At 29.9% G+C, this 18589-nt stretch carries 15 protein-coding genes; 9 read left to right on the top strand and 6 right to left on the bottom strand.

Annotated features, from left to right (window positions below):
* A partial coding sequence (locus CLCOS_RS08730; protein ID WP_153042922.1) for a tyrosine-type recombinase/integrase occupies nucleotides 1–196 on the bottom strand: 196 nt, incomplete at its 3' end.
* A 514-nt stretch (nucleotides 197–710) separates the two neighbouring features.
* On the opposite strand from CLCOS_RS08730, the gene CLCOS_RS08725 reads away from it, so the two are divergent.
* The 3 genes from CLCOS_RS08725 (at nucleotide 711) to CLCOS_RS08715 (ending at nucleotide 3730) form a co-directional block, all read left to right on the top strand.
* Nucleotides 711–1628, top strand: coding sequence for a GGDEF domain-containing protein (locus CLCOS_RS08725; RefSeq protein ID WP_156496372.1), 918 nt, complete (start codon nucleotides 711–713; stop codon nucleotides 1626–1628).
* 221 nt (nucleotides 1629–1849) lie between these two features.
* Nucleotides 1850–2968, top strand: coding sequence for a D-glucuronyl C5-epimerase family protein (locus CLCOS_RS08720; protein ID WP_063600995.1), 1119 nt, complete (start codon nucleotides 1850–1852; stop codon nucleotides 2966–2968).
* Between the two features lie 66 nt (nucleotides 2969–3034).
* Nucleotides 3035–3730 (top strand): hypothetical protein, encoded by a 696-nt coding sequence (locus CLCOS_RS08715; RefSeq protein WP_063600996.1) that lies wholly within the window; start codon nucleotides 3035–3037, stop codon nucleotides 3728–3730.
* A gap of 88 nt (nucleotides 3731–3818) precedes the next feature.
* On the opposite strand, the gene CLCOS_RS08710 is transcribed toward CLCOS_RS08715, so the two are convergent.
* The 3 genes from CLCOS_RS08710 to CLCOS_RS08700 form a co-directional block, all read right to left on the bottom strand.
* Entirely contained in the window at nucleotides 3819–4940 is a 1122-nt protein-coding gene (locus CLCOS_RS08710) for a DegT/DnrJ/EryC1/StrS family aminotransferase (RefSeq protein WP_063600997.1), read from the bottom strand.
* Between the two features lie 20 nt (nucleotides 4941–4960).
* On the bottom strand, nucleotides 4961–6139 hold the full coding sequence (locus CLCOS_RS08705) for a DegT/DnrJ/EryC1/StrS family aminotransferase (protein WP_063600998.1): 1179 nt from the start codon (nucleotides 6137–6139) through the stop codon (nucleotides 4961–4963).
* Nucleotides 6140–6209: 70 nt separating this feature from the next.
* Entirely contained in the window at nucleotides 6210–7409 is a 1200-nt protein-coding gene (locus tag CLCOS_RS08700) for a MerR family transcriptional regulator (RefSeq protein ID WP_063600999.1), read from the bottom strand.
* Nucleotides 7410–7886: 477 nt separating this feature from the next.
* Here CLCOS_RS08700 and CLCOS_RS08690 point away from each other — a divergent pair, with 477 nt between their 5' ends.
* From CLCOS_RS08690 to asnB, 4 genes are all read left to right on the top strand, one after another.
* Nucleotides 7887–8528, top strand: coding sequence for a YidC/Oxa1 family membrane protein insertase (locus tag CLCOS_RS08690; protein WP_063601000.1), 642 nt, complete (start codon nucleotides 7887–7889; stop codon nucleotides 8526–8528).
* Nucleotides 8529–8661: 133 nt separating this feature from the next.
* Nucleotides 8662–10323 carry a glutamine--tRNA ligase/YqeY domain fusion protein gene (locus CLCOS_RS08685; RefSeq protein WP_013239322.1) on the top strand — a complete coding sequence of 554 codons (1662 nt, stop codon included), beginning with the start codon at nucleotides 8662–8664 and terminating at the stop codon, nucleotides 10321–10323.
* Between the two features lie 337 nt (nucleotides 10324–10660).
* A complete protein-coding gene (locus tag CLCOS_RS08680) occupies nucleotides 10661–11518 on the top strand; it encodes a polysaccharide deacetylase family protein (protein WP_063601001.1) in 858 nt (285 codons plus the stop codon).
* Between the two features lie 115 nt (nucleotides 11519–11633).
* Nucleotides 11634–13475 carry an asparagine synthase (glutamine-hydrolyzing) gene (asnB, locus tag CLCOS_RS08675; protein ID WP_063601002.1) on the top strand — a complete coding sequence of 614 codons (1842 nt, stop codon included), beginning with the start codon at nucleotides 11634–11636 and terminating at the stop codon, nucleotides 13473–13475.
* A 410-nt stretch (nucleotides 13476–13885) separates the two neighbouring features.
* Here the strand turns inward: asnB and larE are convergent, their stop codons facing one another.
* Nucleotides 13886–14704: an ATP-dependent sacrificial sulfur transferase LarE gene (larE, locus tag CLCOS_RS08670; RefSeq protein ID WP_063601003.1), complete on the bottom strand. Its 819-nt coding sequence runs from the start codon at nucleotides 14702–14704 to the stop codon at nucleotides 13886–13888.
* A gap of 135 nt (nucleotides 14705–14839) precedes the next feature.
* Between larE and CLCOS_RS08665 the strand changes: the two genes are divergently transcribed.
* Complete coding sequence (locus CLCOS_RS08665) at nucleotides 14840–16219, top strand: ATP-binding protein (protein ID WP_063601004.1); 1380 nt, start codon at nucleotides 14840–14842, stop codon at nucleotides 16217–16219.
* A 40-nt stretch (nucleotides 16220–16259) separates the two neighbouring features.
* Here the strand turns inward: CLCOS_RS08665 and CLCOS_RS08660 are convergent, their stop codons facing one another.
* Nucleotides 16260–17087, bottom strand: a complete 828-nt coding sequence (locus CLCOS_RS08660) for a methyl-accepting chemotaxis protein (RefSeq protein ID WP_013239317.1) — start codon at nucleotides 17085–17087, stop codon at nucleotides 16260–16262.
* Between the two features lie 710 nt (nucleotides 17088–17797).
* Between CLCOS_RS08660 and CLCOS_RS08655 the strand changes: the two genes are divergently transcribed.
* Entirely contained in the window at nucleotides 17798–18502 is a 705-nt protein-coding gene (locus CLCOS_RS08655) for an ATP-binding protein (protein ID WP_063601005.1), read from the top strand.
* Nucleotides 18503–18589: the final 87 nt, after the last annotated feature.

Below are 18589 nucleotides of genomic sequence, written 5' to 3'. Positions count from 1 at the left end.
CGCCCTTTGAAGCGTTATAATCTTCCAATTTAATCAAAGCAATTTCAGATGCTCTTAAACCACATCTATAAGCAACTCTAAAAATTGCTAAATCTCTAACTGCATGTATATTATCTAAATTTATGATGGCGTTAAAAAGGCTTTTTGTTTCCTCCTGAGTAAAATATTTTATTTTTTTATTACCGGTTCTTTCCATTTAGTTTCCTCTTTTCAAAATAATTGTACAATATAAATATTTTGTACTAAAAATCATCATTTTATACTTATTTATTTTAATTTAATTTCATAAATTGAAAATAATTACATGTTTTATTCCATTTTATTGAAGATAATAACATTACTTTGATATTTTTCTTATAATAATTGGATTTTACACAATATTATGTTATAATTTATAGTACAAAATATTTATTTCGTCCTAAATAATAATGTATATAAAAAATAAGTTAAAGTGTGTAAAATACTCTTATAATATTCTTTATTAAACAGGGTGGAATTTCCAGGTTTTGAGGTGTTGCCCTATAAATAATTATTTATTTATTACAAGACATTTACTTAATAGTATATTTCTTTTCATTTCATTTTTTTTTATATGGAGTCAATTTTTTAAAAATAAAGAACATTTATTAAACCCATCGTCTCCTGTAAGGATAAGAGTTCTATATGCAATTACTTCAGGAGTTTTAGGTGGATTTTTGATACCTTTTATTATGAAAGATAAAGGTTACATACCGGTAGATTTTCAAAATTTTGCTATACTTATTTCAGCAATAAATGGCGGCTTCTTATGTTCATTTATTACAGGGGTAGTAATTTCTTTTTTTTCAATAGTATTTGGGTTAATGAGTTATGAAACATTAATTATGTCCATTACAATATTAAGTATTAGTTGTGGGATTATTTCTAAATGCAGTTTACAGAAAACAAAAAAATGGCTATGCATGATTATCAGCAGCTTGATTTTGCATTTCCTTTTTATGAATATAGTATCGTCAACTGCAAAAATCAATAATACAATTTACAAAGAATTCATTATATATTCAATTTTAACAATTATATTTGGATTTATAATATATTATCTTTGCGAGTATATAAATCAATCAAGTTTGTTGTTTTTGAAGTTTAAGGAAGATTCCTGCAGAGACTTTTTAACTGGGCTTAATAATGTTAGAAATTTCAACAACTTGTTTAACGATTTATCTAAAAGGGCAGTTGAAAGAAAAGAAAGGCTTTCACTTATTATGATAGATATTGATTGGTTTAAAAAAATTAATGATACATATGGTCATCCTTCAGGGGATGAAGTGCTAAAACAAATTGCTTTAATACTCAAAACAGTATGCAGATCTTTTGATATAATTTCAAGAAACGGTGGAGAAGAGTTTTCAATATTATTAATAGACTGTCCTAATAGACAAGCTATAGAAATTGGTGAACAAATAAGGAAAGCAATAGAAAAGCATGAGTTTATACTATCCACAGGTAAAAAAATTAATATTTCTGTATCTATTGGGGTTACAACTTATCCTGATATTGTAAGTAATGTTAAACAAATCATAGAAAGTGCAGATATCGCTCTATATGAAGCAAAGCATACAGGTAGAAATAAGGTAATTCCATATTATTGATTTTTCATCTATAAAACGGGAAAGACATGATTAAAGTTTAGAATATATTTTTATGTATTAGAAAATAATATTAGAAGCTATAATAGGTTAATATTATTTGAAAGTCATAAAAGGAGAAAATATGAAATTTAAAAAAAATATAATTGCAAAGATAATATGTACAGTTATAATTTTAGCTATTAACATAATTGTGTTTACTGGAGCAGTAAAGGCTTTTAAAAGTGGGTGAAGTATCTGAAAATGAAGCCAAAAACATACTAAAAAATAGTAGAAGATTGCAAAATCAAAAAAAATATTCAAAAGCTATAGAAGGATATAATATAGTTTTAGAAAATAAGAATATGCCTAAAAGTATTATAAACGAAGCAAAAATATGTAAGCTGCTGGCTGAGAGAAAAGTGCCCGTTTTGGATAAGTATTCTTTCCTCCCGGAGTATATGAATATTGGGAAAAGTGGTGTAGATTATTATAAAAGCAATAAGTGTAATTACACATTATATGGAGAATATAATCCTGTAAAAAAATATTTTAATTATCAGCCGGATTGGGCTTATCTTGAATCACCTAGTTTTAAATATGATAAAAACGGTATACCCATGGTAAAATACAATGGCAAATTTTATTACAATGCAGTTACTATATGTCAATATGCACTTTATTTATATGATGGGTATATGGATACTGGAGCTAATAAAGATAAATTTTTAAATACAGCGGATTTTTTAATAAAGAGTATAAAAAAAGATGGATCTCTAAGATATGAGTTTAAATTTGGATATTATGAATGCTTGAATGAAGGATGGGCTTCAAGTATGTCCCAGGGGCAGGCACTTAGTGTATTTACTAGAGCCTATCATTTAACTAAAAATTCAAAGTATATAAATGCAGGGCAGAGAGTGCTTAAATATCTTTTAACGCCTGTTTCAGAAGGTGGTGTTATGGATAATCTAGGTGCTTTAGATAAAAGCCTTGAAGACAAGATATTTTTTCAGCAGTATGTGGGAAAAACGTCTACCTATACATTAAACGGGTATATATTTACATTGATAGGTTTATATGATTGGAGCAGTGTACACTGTGCTCAAAATATATACTATTCTAACGTGGCTAAAAGATACTGGAATAAAGGACTTCTAAGCTTAAAATATATACTGCCATATTATGATATAGGTAACTTCACATCCTATGATTTATATCACATTATAAAAAATGGACCTCCTAGTAGTTCTGACTTTTATCACTGTATTCACATTGAAGAAATGAATGTACTTTATAATATTACGGGGGATGAATATTATAAAAATATAAGAAATATGTGGATGTCTTATGTTAGAAATTAGTATTTGAAAGGTTTAAAAATTCATGCTGGAGGTGTAACATTATAGTTATATGTGAGGTGTGTTGCTATGAAAAAAAATCTTCTCAGCATTGATTGGGATTATTTTATTCCTGTAAGAGAGGAATGGTGTGGCTCTTATATTGAGAATAAGAGAACAAATATTATATTGTGGTATAGGAGATATTTTAAAAATAGACAAATGGGAGAAAACATTGAAAAAACAGTTAGAACCGGTAATGAACTGAAAGGCTTTTGGAGTAAAATAAAACAATGTTTTTCCATAGAAAGTAAAGCTAAGGTATATGTATCTGACTCCCATAAGTTTTCTTATTTCATAGCTCAAAACAATAATTGTGATGAAGTTATAAATTTTGATGCACATTCTGATTTGGGTTACGGCGGAATGAAGTCACTTGATTTTGAATTGAATTGTGCCAATTGGCTTGGAAAACTTTTAAAAAACAGTATTATAAAAAAGGCAAGTATAGTTTACAGCCCTTATACTTATGAAGAAAAAGGTGAATTTGAGGAAATAAATAAATCGTTTTCTATAAAATATCCTAAGGTAGAGCATTTAGTAAATAAGAACATAAATGTTATTCACATATGTAGGTCGGGAAGTTGGACTCCTCCCTGGCTTGATAATGAATTTTATAAATTCATAAATGATTTGCATATGTCATATAAAATTATGAAATGTCCTAAAAGGTGTTGGAATCCTAGAGAGCTTACACTCTCGGATAAAATATATATAATGCTTTGAAAATGTGTTTGATGAATTTTCTAAAAGTGTGGTTAATTTTGTAAAGCAGTACTTAGTGTAAAATCTAAATACTGCTTTTTGTATAAGGTTATTTTGTATAGAATTTTTTGATGGTTTCGCACACAAAGTTAACTTCATCTTGAGTTATTTCAGGGTATATAGGAAGAGCTAAAACTTTAGTTGAAAGTTTTTCAGCTACAGGGAAATCACCCTTTTTATAGCCTAAATAATCAAAGCATTTTTGAAGATGAAGAGGGATTGGATAATAAATACTAGTCCCGATTTCATTTTCCTTTAAGTATGCAGCAAGTTCATCTCTTTTTTCTACTAATGTATTAAATGCATAGTATACTGGTTTTTGATTTCCTTTAACTGTAGGAAGTTTTATATAGTCACAATCAGCAAGTCTTTCTTTATACCAATCAGCTACCTTTTGCCTTTGTTTAAGTGCATTGTCTATATATTTTAGTTTAACTAAAAGTACAGCAGCTTGAATAGAATCAAGTCTTGAATTATATCCTATATAGTCATAATGATATTTTTTAGAAGCACCATGTACTCTAAGCATTTTAGCAGTTTCAGCTAATTTGTCATTATTAGTTACTATCATGCCTCCGTCTCCATAACCACCTAGTGTTTTTGTTGGGAAAAATGAATAAATACCAATATCTCCTATAGTACCAGAATGTTTGTATTCACTTGAGGAACCTCCCCACTGCATACCAAAAGCTTCTGCAGCATCTTCTAAAACACTTAAATTATGCTTGGATGCTATATCCATTATTTTGTCCATATTTGCCATCTGTGAAAAAAGATGTATTGGTAATATACTTGCAGTTTTTGAAGTTATTTTTTCTTCTATTTTATTTGCATCTAGATTAAAAGTATCTTCATCTACATCAACAAAAACTGGTTTTGCATTTAATTTAGCTATACAAGAAGTTGAAGCTAAAAATGTAAAAGGGGAAGTTATAATTTCATCTCCATCTTTAAATCCAAGTGCATGGGAAGAAACTAAAAGAGCATCTGTTCCAGAAGCTACAGCTATGGCATGCTTAGCTCCTGTATATTTTTTTATTTCTTCTTCAAGTTCTGACACTTGAGGTCCAAATATAAAACTTCCACTTTCAAGTACAGCTGATATAGCCTTATTAAATTCTTCTTTCTTTTCTAAGTATTCTCTTGTAGGTGTAAAAAAATTAACTTTCATTTTTCGTCCTCGCTTTCAATTTATTTCATGACTTTTTCTACAGCAGAAATTAATTCTTTAACGACATATTCTGCATCTTCCAATTTAAGAAGAGAATAAACTGGTACAGAAATTTCATTTGCATAATGGTTATATGCATTTGGATAATCTTTTATATCGTAACCTAAATTTTTGTAAAGTGTAAACATAGGCAGAGGAGTATAGTGAACATTAGTAGCTATATCTTTTGCCGCAAGGGATTTTATTACTTCATTTCTTTGATCTTCACTAAAGTCTTTTATGCGAAGAAGATATAAGTGGTATGAAGTTTCACGTATAGCATCTTTCTTAAATGGAATTATAGCCCAATCCTTTTTACTTAAAAATTTAGTATATAAATCAAATATAGCTTTACGTTTTTTTAACATTTCTTCATATCTTGGAAATTGTGCCAAACCTATAGCTGCAGATATATCAGTTAAATTGCATTTACCTCCATCTGTAACTATATCATATTTCCATGCGCCTGCCTGCATTTTGGAAAGAGCATCTTTTGATTGGCCATGTAGGGATTCCAACTTAAAATCCTTATATAAGTCCTTTTTACCAAATTTATCATTTTCGTTAAATGTTATTGCACCACCTTCAGCAGTAGTAAAGTTTTTTACTGCATGAAAGGAGAAAACATGGAAATCAGCTTGAGAACCAACTCTTTTACCTTTGTATTTTGCACCAAAAGAGTGAGCGGAATCCGATACAAAAATTATATCTTCACGATTTTTATCCTTTAATATTTTGCGAACAGCATCGTAGTCTATAGGCACTCCTGCAACATCTACTGTATATATAGCTTTTGTCTTAGATGTTATAGCATCTGCCAATTTTTCTAAATCAATTAAGAAAGAATTTTTTTCTATATCTACTAACTTTGGTTTTATTCCTCTGCGTATAGCAGCACTTGCTGTTGCAGTATAAGTATAAGGAGTAGTTATGACTTCATCTCCTGCTTTTATGTTAAATTCCTTCAATACAAGTTCTAGTCCAGCAGAATTACTGTTTACAGCTAGTGCTTTATCGCTATTACAATATTCAGCAACCTTATTTTCAAATTCAGTACATTTTGGACCTGTAGTAATCCATCCTGATTTTAAAACTTCTACAACTGCGTTTATTTCGGCTTCACCTATATCTGGTGGTGAGAATGGTATTTTCTTATTCATTTATAATCAATCCTTTCATTTCGTTGTCTAATTTATATAAGTTTTTAGATTGTAGATTAATTTTTAAGTGCTATTTTCTACTTTCAAAAAAACCAGTATCTTTTGTTATATAAATATACCCATTTTTGTTTATTTCAGACTGTAAGTATTCTGCAAAGGATTCAAGCTTATCTTTGTCAAATGTAGTTTTTGTATTGCCTGGCATAGAAAATATATAATCTATGAGAGGAGATGCAGCTGTTAGCTTTAAGTTATCGCTATATCTTTTCATTGTTACATCTTTAAACCACTTAGAAAGTTTTAACAGACCATTTTCAAGTTGAAAACTTTCTGTAATATTAAAACTATCTGTACTTATATTCTTAAAGTTATATTTTTTAACGATTTCCCTCATTTCCTTCATATGATTTTTACCTACAGTTGAGGCATAAAAATAGCCCTTAGGTTTTAAAACACGATAAATCTCTGAAAGGGATTTGTCTACATCACTTACATGGTATAATACATGGTTTGCTATTACTACATCAAAACTATTGTCGTCATAAGGTATATTTTGTACATCTGCTATTTTAAATGTAAATCTTTTTGAATTAATGCCTAAATTATTTTTTGTATCCTGAAGCATCCCAGGGGAAAAATCAGTAAGAGTAATATCCCAACCTTCAGGAATTTTATCCAAGTTTTTTTGCCATAGCTCCCCATTACCACATCCAAGTTCCAAAATAGAAGCTTTGGAAGGAATATTTAATTGATTAAAAAACCATTTCATCCATCCTCGCTTATTTGTGCTGAAAAGTTCATGAATCCTTATTCTGGCTTTTAAGTTAGAGGCATTTTCATATTGTTCCATCCACTTTTGATCTGTATTTACTATGCTTATTATGTTTATAAACTTGTTCCAATTGAGTTCCTTGTCATTGTCAAGCATATGCACAGCTTCATCTATGGATTTTATTACAGCTTCAATGTGGTATATTTTTTCTTTCATTATCTTTTTTTGTATTTGGAGAGATCTCTTTAAATCACCTTGATTTAAATCATAGTTCATTATTTTAGATATATCCTCAAGTGAAAGACCTATAAATTTAAGAGTAAGTATTTTTTGAAGTTTACCGAAATCTTCAACATTATATAATCGGTGACCAGACTCAGTATAGGCACAGGGTTTTAAAAGACCTATTTTGTCATAGTACCTTAAAGTCCTCAAGGTAACACCTGATTTTTGGGCAAATTTGCCGATACTTACTAGTTCTGATTTATGGGAAGTCATTATTTATCACCTCTGCCTAAATTATTGTAACACATGACGTAAGGTAAGGTACAATAAAAATTTTTATTTTTAAATAATATTTTTGTGATATTATGGTTATATTAGCATAAATAAAGGGTTTGTGTTGAATATAAAATCATTATATGGTAATATCAAATAAAAGTATTTGATATATAATTTATTTTAAAGGAATGTTTATCATGAACATGGACTTTTTCAATATTTTCTACTTTATTCTGTTGTTTATGTGTATAACTGCAGTTTTTTCTGGTGTTTTACAGGTACATAAAAGCTTAAGAGAAAGTATTAGATATAATTTAATAGAATGTATAGTTTTAAGGGCATTAGGTTATCCAAAAAAATTATATATAAAACAGTATGTGAGTTACGAAAAATATAAAGTGTGGATATATTTTACACAGCCTTATTTAAAAATAATGTTTTAAAATATAATAATTTATAGATAGGAGATATTATATGAACATTATTTTTAATTTGCTGGGTGCTTTGCTCAATCACGTATTTAATTTTACAGGAGATTGGGGTATTGCAGTTGTTGTTCTCACTTTAATTGTAAAGGTACTTTTGATGCCTATGTCTATGAAACAAAGGTTTAGCATTTTAAAGCAGCAGAAAGTTGCTAAAAAGATGGAAGACATAAAAATTAAGTATAAAAATGATAAGCTTAAGATGGAAAAGGAAATACAAAACTGTTATAAGGATAATTTAAAAAGCATGATGGGATGTTTACTTACAATTATTCAGTTTCCTATAATAGGTGGGCTTTATAAAACCATTATAAACATGCCTGTAATTTCAGGTACAGTGCTTATACCTTGGGTAGCTTCAATAAAATTAAGCGATAGTTATTTTATAGTTCCTATAGTGTATTCGATCATTTCAATGCTGCCTGGCCTAGTAAATTCTATAGATTATTTTAAAGTCTATAAGGAAGTGCAGTACAATAAGATGTCAGCAATACTTCCTGGAGCAATTGGACTTTTAATAACAATTAAAGCTCCAATAGCACTTGGATTGTATTTTATAACATCTAGTATTTTTTCACTTGTAGAAGAGATAGCCTTTAGAATTTATATTAAAAACAAGCAATTTGTATAGATATTTAGAAAAGGCATTTACTTATAAAAAATGCCTTTTCTTTCAATCAGAGAATCCAAATCATGATTTGGTCAGGTAACGATTACCACTCTGATGTACATATAAATAAGTTTTAGAAAAGGATGGTTAACTTATGGAAGAAAGCAAGAGTTCATCAAATTTTATTAAAAACATAGTAGAAGAAGACATGAAGTCAGGAAAGTATAAAAAAATAATAACAAGGTTTCCTCCAGAACCTAATGGATATTTACATATAGGCCATGCGAAGTCAATAGTTTTAAATTTTGGATTGGCAGATGAATTTGGTGGAAGAACTAATTTAAGATTTGATGATACTAATCCTTCAAAAGAGGATACAGAATATGTAGAGTCAATAAAAGAAGATGTAAAATGGCTTGGATATGATTGGGATGAATTGCACTTTGCCTCCAGTTATTTTGATGAAATGTATAAAAGAGCATTACTTTTAATAAAAAAAGGTAAAGCTTTTGTGTGCGATTTGACTCCAGATGAAATAAGAGAATATAGGGGCACTTTAACTAAACCTGGCAAGGAAAGTCCTTATAGAAATAGAACTGTAGAAGAAAATCTTGAATTATTTGAAAGAATGAAAAATGGAGAATTTAAAGATGGAGAAAAAGTTTTAAGAGCTAAAATTGATGTGACTTCTCCTAACATAAATATGAGAGATCCAATTATATATCGTATAGCACATGCCCCACATCACAATACTGGAGATAAATGGTGCATATATCCTATGTACGATTTTGCACATCCGCTAGAAGATGCCATTGAGGGAGTAACTCACTCCATATGTACACTTGAGTTTGAGGATCACAGACCTCTTTATGATTGGGTAGTGCGTGAATGTGAAATGGAAAATGTGCCAAAGCAGATAGAATTTGCTAGGCTTAACATTACAAATATGGTAATGAGTAAAAGAAAACTTAAAAAATTAGTAGATGAGAATTTTGTAGATGGATGGGATGATCCACGTATGCCAACTATTGCAGGACTTAGAAGAAGAGGATTTACACCAGAATCTGTCTGCAAATTTTGTAAAGCTATAGGCGTGGCAAAAGCAAGTAGTGTAGTAGATTCTCAAATGCTAGATTACTTTTTAAGAGATGATCTGGAAACAAAAGCACCTAGAACTATGGCTGTTCTAAGACCGCTAAAAGTCGTAATAACAAATTATCCTGAAGGACAATGTGATACTTTTGAAATTGAAAATAATCCAGATGATCCTACAGCAGGAACTAGAAAAGTACCTTTTTCAAAGGAAATATATATTGAACAAGAAGACTTTATGGAAAATCCACCTAAAAAATATTATAGATTATTTCCGGGAAATGAAGTTAGATTAAAAGGTGCTTATTTTATAAAATGTGAAGAAGTCATAAAGGATGAAGAAGGGAACATAAAAGAGCTTCACTGCAGCTATGATCCTGCATCAAAGGGAGGAAATAGTCCTGACGGAAGAAAAGTTAGAGGTACACTTCATTGGGTAAATGCAAGTACTGCAATTCCAGCAGAAATAAGACTTTATGAACCTTTAATTTTAGATGAAAAGGAAGAAGAAGGCAGTGATTCATTTTTAGATAATGTAAATCCAAATTCCTTGGAAATATTAAATGGATTTTTGGAGCCTGATATGAAAAATGCAAAATCAGGCCAAAAATTTCAATTTTTCAGACATGGATATTTCAATGTTGATCCTAGGTTTTTTCAAGAAGGTAAGCTAGTATTTAATAGAATAGTATCCCTTAAGAGTTCTTTTAAAATAAAAAAATAATCTAAAAAACTATAGAGAAGTTATAGTACTATAACTTCTCTATAGTTTTTTTATGCCAATGAATAATTTCAGATTTTTTAGAATATATCATTAAAGAGTTAAAACAAATTACAAAATGATTACATTTTGTCATAATGTATAGTAAAATAGGATGATTTATTATACTATAAATAGGGAAATTAATGAAGTTAAATTAAAGGAAGGTATCGAAATGCTATTTTTTAATTTTACTTAGGCATTTTCAAAGAAATATCTAGTCAGTATGCTAGCCTATTTGACTTGTTATTTTCTTTCAAATGACGTATGACATTAGAATCTTATTAGGGAGATGGAACTGATGAATAAATATGAGGACAAAATTAAAAAAAATAGAATCATTAAAAGAAGAAATAATGTAATTATAGGAGTAATTTTATTATGTGCTTTTGGTTGGGCATTCTTTATAGGAACTAAAGTTGCATACAAAAAACATGCAGTAGTAACTACTTCTAATAAAGTAGAACATCAGAAAAGCGCTGAAGAAAAGCAGCAGGATGAACTAAAACAAAGATTTACAACAAAACAGCCTGCAGGAGCGTATATGCCATGGAAAACCAAGAGAACGGATGGAAAGAAAGTAGCTTATTTAACTTTTGATGATGGCCCTTCTCCAAATACTCTTAAAATACTTTCAATATTGAAACAAAATAATATAAAGGCAACCTTCTTTTTAATCGGACAAAATGCAGAAAGAAATAAGGACTTGGTAAAAGAAGAAGTAAAAGAAGGACATGTAGTTGGAAATCATACTTACAGCCATGAACTTAGATACAGAGAAGATCCATCAGTATTTGTAGATGACATAAATAGATGTGATACAGTAATTAAATCCATAGTTGGAAAAGACTACAATTTAAAACTTATGAGGTTTCCAGGAGGTTCTTTTAACACTCGTCATTTAAACTTGAATCCTTTTAAAGATGCAGTTACAAAAGCAGGATATCATTATGTGGATTGGAATGATTGGATTGGAGATGCTATGAGAAATAATGTTCCTGTGGATGTTTTATTAAATGAGCTTAGAAAATACAGTAATGATAATACTGTAGTAGTTTTGATGCATGATGCTGCTGCAAAGGGAACAACAGTACAAGCTCTTCCTGAAGTAATACAGTATTTAAAGTCAAAAGGATACACTTTTGAAACATTAAATTAGAGTAATTGAAAACTGCTGCCTTGAATAAATAGAAAAATTCATTCACATATACATTTTTTAAATCATAGATTAAATTATATGTACATTAATAATATTTATTCGGAGGCGGCTTCTTATGTGTGGAATTGCAGGATGGATTAATTTAAAAGAGGACATTTCCCAAAACAGAGATGTTATTTTAAATATGACAGATACTTTAAAGAAAAGAGGACCTGATGATGCAGGCTATTACTTTTCTAAAAATGCACTCTTAGGACACAGAAGACTTGTAGTTGTGGATCCTTCTGGTGGTGCACAGCCTATGTCAAAAAGTGTAGGTGGCAGGAGATATATTATTGTATACAATGGAGAACTTTATAATACTGAGGATTTAAGAAAGTTACTTGTAAAAGAAAATTATTCTTTCAAATCCTATTCTGATACAGAGGTACTTCTAACCAGTTACATCCATTGGGGAATAAATTGTTTGAAACATATAAATGGAATATATGCTTTTGCAATATGGGATGAAAGTAAAAATCAGATATTTATGGCAAGAGATCCATTAGGAGTAAAACCACTATTTTATACAGTAAAAGATAATTCACTTATATTTGGTTCAGAAATAAAAACATTACTGGCCCATCCCTTTATTGAACCTGTAGTTGATAGGGATGGCCTGACTGAAATATTTGCCCTTGGACCTGCTAGATCTTTGGGTGGAGGTGTATTTAAAGGTATATATGAAGTACCACCTGCTAATTATGTTCTATATGATAGATATGGTATTAAGCTACGAGAATACTGGAAACCACAGTGTAAAATTCACAATGAAGATACAGAAACAACGGCTCAGCATGTAAAAACACTGCTTGTAGATGCCATTAAGAGACAGCTTGTAGCAGATGTACCCGTTTGTACACTGCTTTCAGGAGGACTTGATTCTAGTGTTATATCTACAGTAGCTGCAGCAGAGTTTAAAAAACAAGGAAAGACTTTAAATACCTACTCAATTGATTATGAAGACAATGACAAATATTTTAAAGCAAATTCCTTTGAACCTACACCAGATAGAGTTTGGGCACTAAAAATGTCGGATTATATAAAAAGTGTTCATCATGGGATTATAAATACAAGTTCTGATTTAGCAGATGCCCTTTATGACTCTGTAAGAGCTAGTGATTTGCCTGGAATGGCAGACATTGATTCCTCGCTGTACCTTTTTTGTAAGGAAATAAGGAAAGACAATACAGTTGCACTGTCAGGAGAATGTGCAGATGAAATTTTTGGAGGATATCCGTGGTATAGAAGACCTGAAGACATTAATGCAGATACTTTTCCATGGTCAAAATCTATTAATTCAAGAAAGGAAATATTGTCTGATGAATTAAAGGCACTTGATTTGGAGGAATATCTAAATGAACAATATAAAAGTAGTATAAAACAGGTGCCTCACATAGATGGTGAATCCAAATTAGAATACAGAATGAGAGAATTATTTTATTTAAATATAAAATGGTTTATGATAACACTTTTAAATAGAAAAGATCGTATGAGTATGTCTAATAGTTTGGAGGTTAGAGTACCTTTTGCAGATTATAGATTGGTAGAGTATGCTTTTAATATACCACCAGAGATAAAATTTTATAAAGGAAGAGAAAAGGGCTTACTGAGAAAGGCACTAGAAGGAATACTGCCAAAGGAAATTGTTGAAAGGAAAAAGAGCCCTTACCCAAAAACTCATAACCCTGAATATACAAAAATAGTTACAAAACGGATGTCAGATATTATGAAAGACAAGAGTTCTCCTATTTTGCCGCTTATAGATAAAAAATCAGTTAAGACATTAATAGATACAGGAGGATCTTCTTTTAAAGCACCTTGGTTTGGCCAACTTATGAGAGGACCACAGCTTCTTGCATATCTTATTCAGGTAAATACATGGCTTAAAGAGTATAATATCAAGATAGAATTTTAAAAAATAGAGTTTCTAGCTTGAAAGTTAACTTATACAGGTAATGTAATGACAAATTTTAGCACCATAAAAACTTTTGACAAGTCTAAAGTTCGGTATTTTGAAAATCTCATACAGTGGTATTCTTAAAAATAAACGTATAACAGAGATACTTTATTGTATGTTTTCTAACTTAAAAATCAACTTATACGCAGGTATATTTTTACAATAATGAAGCTCATTTAAATATTTTGTAAATAAGGCTTAGTAAAAAATTCGTAAAAACTTAGAACTTTTGAATTGTTTGAGGTACGAGTTTTCAAAAGTTCTTAGATTTTTTAGAATTTTTTACTTAGGCTTATCACAATATTTAACTGAGCTAAATGTTGTAAAAAATATCCGGAGTATAAATTGATTTTTTTGATTAGAAAATCTTATTTAGCATCCTTTAGTACAGCATTCATGCTGCCAGTTTTATAGCCTAATAGATCTAAGGTTACATATGTAAAACCTATTTCTTTTAATTTTTGTCCAACCTTATCCATTATATCTACATTAAAAAACTTAGATCTTTCTTCTGGATCAACTTCAATTCGGGCAATTTCGTTGTGATGTCTTACCCTAACTTGTTTAAAACCTAAATCCATAAGAAATTGCTCTGCATCTTCTACCATTTTTAGTTTTTGACTGTTGATCTCATTTCCGTAAGGAAATCTGGAAGCTAGGCATGCAAAAGAAGGCTTGTTCCAGGTTGGAAGTCCTATTCTTTTTGAAAGATTTCTAATATCTTCTTTGGTAAGCTCAGCTTCTTTTAAAGGACTTAATATGCCTAGTTCTTTAGCTGCTTTCATGCCAGGTCTAAAATCTCCAGTATCATCTAAATTTGCTCCATCTAAAACATAAGCTACATTATTTTCTTTTGCAATTTCTTTTAGTTTTGAAAATAATTCTTTTTTGCAATAATAACATCTGTCTACAGGATTTTCTTTATAGCCTTTGATGTCGAGTTCTTCTGATTCTATAATCAGGTGTCTTACCCCTATTGATTTAGCATATTTTTTAGTTTCGTCTAATTCCCTTTTAGGATAAGTAGATGAAGCAGCGGTAACTGCTATTACTTTATCTTCAAGGATATCATGGGCAATTTTTAGCAAAAAAGTACTGTCTACTCCACCCGAAAAAGCAATTACTCCACTTTTAATATTTCTCAAATTTTCTTTTAAGTCTTCTAGTTTTAAATTTGTTATATCCATAATTATCCCCCTAATATGCTATAGTTTTAAGTTCATGTATAGTATAACATAGAATTTACAATATGATTTAAAATCATATCCTTGTGTGTTAAAATGAAATATATACTAAAAAAGACACATAGGGGGGTGCTTTTTATGAAAAGCACAAATTCAAAAAATATTTTTGAAATAAGATATGTAAAACTAGCTTTTGATTCAGTATCTATTTATAGAAATTTACTTGAAGATGAAGTAATAAAAAATTTGAGAAATCTTATAAGCTATATTGATATGGAGAAAATCAATATAGGTTACACTGCAAACATGTACAATGATTTCTTTTTTAAATTAGTAAACAGTGGATATTGTTCTCTACAGGAATATATCATGGATAAAGTGATTTTCAATGAAAATCCATTTTCCATGAAAGCTGAAAACAAAGAATTAAAAAAGAAAAATGATGTAATTAAGGAAGCTGCTAAAAACGATTTAAGAAATCTTTGTTGTATTGCTAAATTAACTTCCACAGATGTAAAGGAAAGTGTGTTAAAGTATATTTCTGACAGTAAATTAAAACATGTAGTAGAGAGATTACCGGAGTGGAAAACAGAACTTGATTTTCAAGGAATAAATAGTCCAGGGTATGTAAGAGACATAAAACAAAAAATTTATAATAGCGGTAGCTGGGATGAATGTGTAGATGATATTCAAGATTTTCATAATCACTATGGTTGTGGAATTTTTGCTCGCTACAGGGCTTTTATATGGGAACATATTGAGGGCAAAGGCTGCTTTAAGGGAATTGAAAATCCAGATCCTATTGATCTTTCAGATCTTATTGGATATGAGAGAGAGCACCAAATAGTAATAGAAAATACACTGCAGTTTTTAAATGGATTTTTTGCAAACAATGTACTTCTTCATGGAGATAGGGGTACAGGTAAATCATCCACGGTAAAAGCCATACTCAATAAATATTATACTCAAGGACTTCGTATGATTGAACTTCCAAAATCTTATCTTGTTGATTTTCCCAATATAATAAGAAAATTAAAAAACAGGCCTGAAAAATTTATTATATTTATAGATGACCTTGTATTTGGGGATGATGAAGAAAGTTATACTGCACTTAAGTCTATACTTGAAGGAGGACTTGAAAATAAATCCTCTAATATTATAATATATGCTACATCAAATAGGAGACATCTTGTAAAAGAATATTTTAATGAGAGAATGATGTCTTCCTATTCCGGATCAGAAGGGGAAGTACATGAAGGAGATAGTGTGCAAGAAAAACTTTCACTGGCAGATAGATTTGGAATAAATGTAGTATTTGTATCTCCAGATAAAAATAAGTATTTGCAGATTGTAGATGGAATAGCTGAAAGAAGAAAATTAAATATAGACAAAGATACTTTACATAGAGAGGCTCTTAAGTGGGAACTTTGGTATAATGGACGTTCTGCAAGAACTGCAAGACAATTTGTAGATTGGATAGAAGGGCATAACATTATAGAGAAAAATAATATTAATTAAAAGAAAAACTCAGGAAATCAAATTCCTGAGTTTTATTTATTTATTCAGATAAATCTCTAAGCTTGTCTACCAATTCGGATAAGTTATTTATGGAAGAATCTATTTCGTGAATTTTGGAGAATTGGTTATTGAAAGTATCTTTTGTTGATGCAAGGCCTTCAGATATTTTGGCTACAGATTTTTCTATTTCAGTTAATGTAGAATTTATTTCGTTTATAGACTTACTGCTGGAATTAGATAACTTTCTTATCTGGTTTGCTACTACTGTAAATCCTTTTCCCCGATCTCCAGCTCTTGCTGCTTCAATAGATGCATTTAATCCCAGTAGATTAGTTTCAGATGCTATATTTCTTATAAAATTTAAAACTTCATCTGTATTTTTAGTTTTATCAGAGGCATCGTTTACTTCTGATAATAAAACCTCGTTATGTTTTGTCATTTCATCTATGTCAGAAGACAGTACACTTGAGGTTTCTGAAAGAGTTTCTATTGCACTTGACAGTACTTTAGACATCTCAACAAATTTATTGTGTCTTTCCAAACTTTTTACGAGTACTATGCTTCCTATGATTTCATTACCTTCCTTTACAGGTAGTCCTATAGCTTTTATTTCTACACCAAAAGTTTCTTTAGGAACTATAGTAGAAATAGGTTTTCTTGCTTTTATACATTCATAAGCTGCGCCAGTAGGTCTTAAAGGATCACCTGGTTTTGCATTCATATTAATGTTTTTGCTATTTACTACTCTTAAAAAATGAGTTGTAGTTGACATGGTAAAGGCTATTTCATCATCAAAAAAGTAATGCATATAAGGGATTAAGGTATCAAAAGCTTGTTGCAACTTATTATTAATTTCTAATTCGTCCATAAGTATTATGTACCTCCAAATTTTTATGGTATAGTTAAACATTTTCACATATAACTATATCATATATTTTAAATAAGACAAATTTCTAATTGTCGCTAACAAAAATTAAAAGTAACATTTATTAATTTGATTAATATTATAGAAGTATAGAACAGATGATGAAAAGTGAGAATCAATAAATATTTATAAAAATATTAAAAGAAGACAAGGAGGGAAACTTTATGTCATGTAGATGTGGGGGTTACGGAAAAGAGGTAGTAATAATTATAATAATATTATTACTATGCTGCGGTTGTGGTTGTGGACGTTGCTAGTTACTAATACTAAAAAAGCAAATTTCTTAACTTAGCAGTAACCTTTATAAACTTAATTAATATAATAAAGTGTAGAGCAAATGATGAGAAATTAGATAGCTTAGAATTATTTTAGGAAGATAAGGAGGGTTCTTTATGTCATGTAGACACGATGGTAGAGGAAGAGAAGTAGTAATAATAATAATACTGTTATTGTTATGTTGCGGATGTGGATGCAGAAGATAATTGTACAATAAGTAGTAGGGAAGGAAACGAAATTTTCGTTTCCTTTTCTTCATTTAAAAGAAAAGTTATTATTATATGTTATTTACTCTTTAGACTTAGTAACATATGTTACAGATTTTGTGACTGCATTTTATTATAATATAGACAGTAAAGTAAGGAGGAGAAAATACTATGATAAGAAAAATTGTTAATATAAATAAAGAGAAATGCAATGGATGTGGACTTTGCGTAAATGCATGTCATGAAGGTGCTATTGAACTTGTAAAGGGAAAAGCTGAACTTATAAGTGATGAGTACTGTGACGGACTTGGTGACTGTCTTCCTGAATGTCCTACAGGAGCTATAAGCATAATTGAAAGAGAAAGTAAGGATTATGACGAGAAACTAGTTGCTAAAAAGGCTAAAGAAAAGGAAAAGAAAGAAGTTATGCCCTGTGGATGTCCAGGTACAGCAGCTAGAAAGATAGAGAGAGCTTCAGATAAAAATGTGCATATAGATAAAAAGAATTCAGAAGATTTTAGTGTTGCTTCTGAGTTAACACAGTGGCCTGTTCAATTAAGGCTTATAAATACCAATGCACCTTATCTTAGAAATGCAAAGTTACTTGTAGCGGCTGATTGTACTGCATATGCCTGTGGAGATTTTCATAAAAAATTTATAAAGGATCACATTACAGCAATAGGGTGTCCTAAGTTAGACGACATTAAATATTATGAAGATAAATTAACTGAAATTATAGAGAAAAATGATTTGAAAAGTATAACTGTAGTGAGAATGGAAGTACCATGCTGCTCAGGCATTGTAAATGCAGTGAAAAATGCAATGCTTAGGGCAAAGACAATAATTCCTTATGAAGAAGTTATAATATCAATTTAGACAATTCACAATTAATGAGGATTTTCAGCGAAAGTTGAAAATCCTTTAAATTTATTTTGACTTCAGGCAAAATTTTATTAATTGTAA

Source organism: Clostridium coskatii, from assembly GCF_001675205.1.
In the GTDB taxonomy this organism is placed as follows: domain Bacteria; phylum Bacillota; class Clostridia; order Clostridiales; family Clostridiaceae; genus Clostridium_B; species Clostridium_B ljungdahlii.
This window is presented reverse-complemented; position numbering and strand designations above follow the sequence as displayed.

Bases quoted from the DNA above. Each gene is read 5' to 3' on its own strand.
- CLCOS_RS08725 (WP_156496372.1), top strand. From the start codon at position 711: ATGAAAGATAAAGGTTACATACCGGTAGATTTTCAAAATTTTGCTATA.
- CLCOS_RS08715 (WP_063600996.1), top strand. From the start codon at position 3,035: ATGAAAAAAAATCTTCTCAGCATTGATTGGGATTATTTTATTCCTGTA.
- CLCOS_RS08710 (WP_063600997.1), bottom strand. From the start codon at position 4,940: ATGAAAGTTAATTTTTTTACACCTACAAGAGAATACTTAGAAAAGAAA.
- CLCOS_RS08705 (WP_063600998.1), bottom strand. From the start codon at position 6,139: ATGAATAAGAAAATACCATTCTCACCACCAGATATAGGTGAAGCCGAA.
- CLCOS_RS08700 (WP_063600999.1), bottom strand. From the start codon at position 7,409: ATGACTTCCCATAAATCAGAACTAGTAAGTATCGGCAAATTTGCCCAA.
- CLCOS_RS08690 (WP_063601000.1), top strand. From the start codon at position 7,887: ATGAACATTATTTTTAATTTGCTGGGTGCTTTGCTCAATCACGTATTT.
- CLCOS_RS08685 (WP_013239322.1), top strand. From the start codon at position 8,662: ATGGAAGAAAGCAAGAGTTCATCAAATTTTATTAAAAACATAGTAGAA.
- CLCOS_RS08680 (WP_063601001.1), top strand. From the start codon at position 10,661: ATGAATAAATATGAGGACAAAATTAAAAAAAATAGAATCATTAAAAGA.
- asnB (WP_063601002.1), top strand. From the start codon at position 11,634: ATGTGTGGAATTGCAGGATGGATTAATTTAAAAGAGGACATTTCCCAA.
- larE (WP_063601003.1), bottom strand. From the start codon at position 14,704: ATGGATATAACAAATTTAAAACTAGAAGACTTAAAAGAAAATTTGAGA.
- CLCOS_RS08665 (WP_063601004.1), top strand. From the start codon at position 14,840: ATGAAAAGCACAAATTCAAAAAATATTTTTGAAATAAGATATGTAAAA.
- CLCOS_RS08660 (WP_013239317.1), bottom strand. From the start codon at position 17,087: ATGGACGAATTAGAAATTAATAATAAGTTGCAACAAGCTTTTGATACC.
- CLCOS_RS08655 (WP_063601005.1), top strand. From the start codon at position 17,798: ATGATAAGAAAAATTGTTAATATAAATAAAGAGAAATGCAATGGATGT.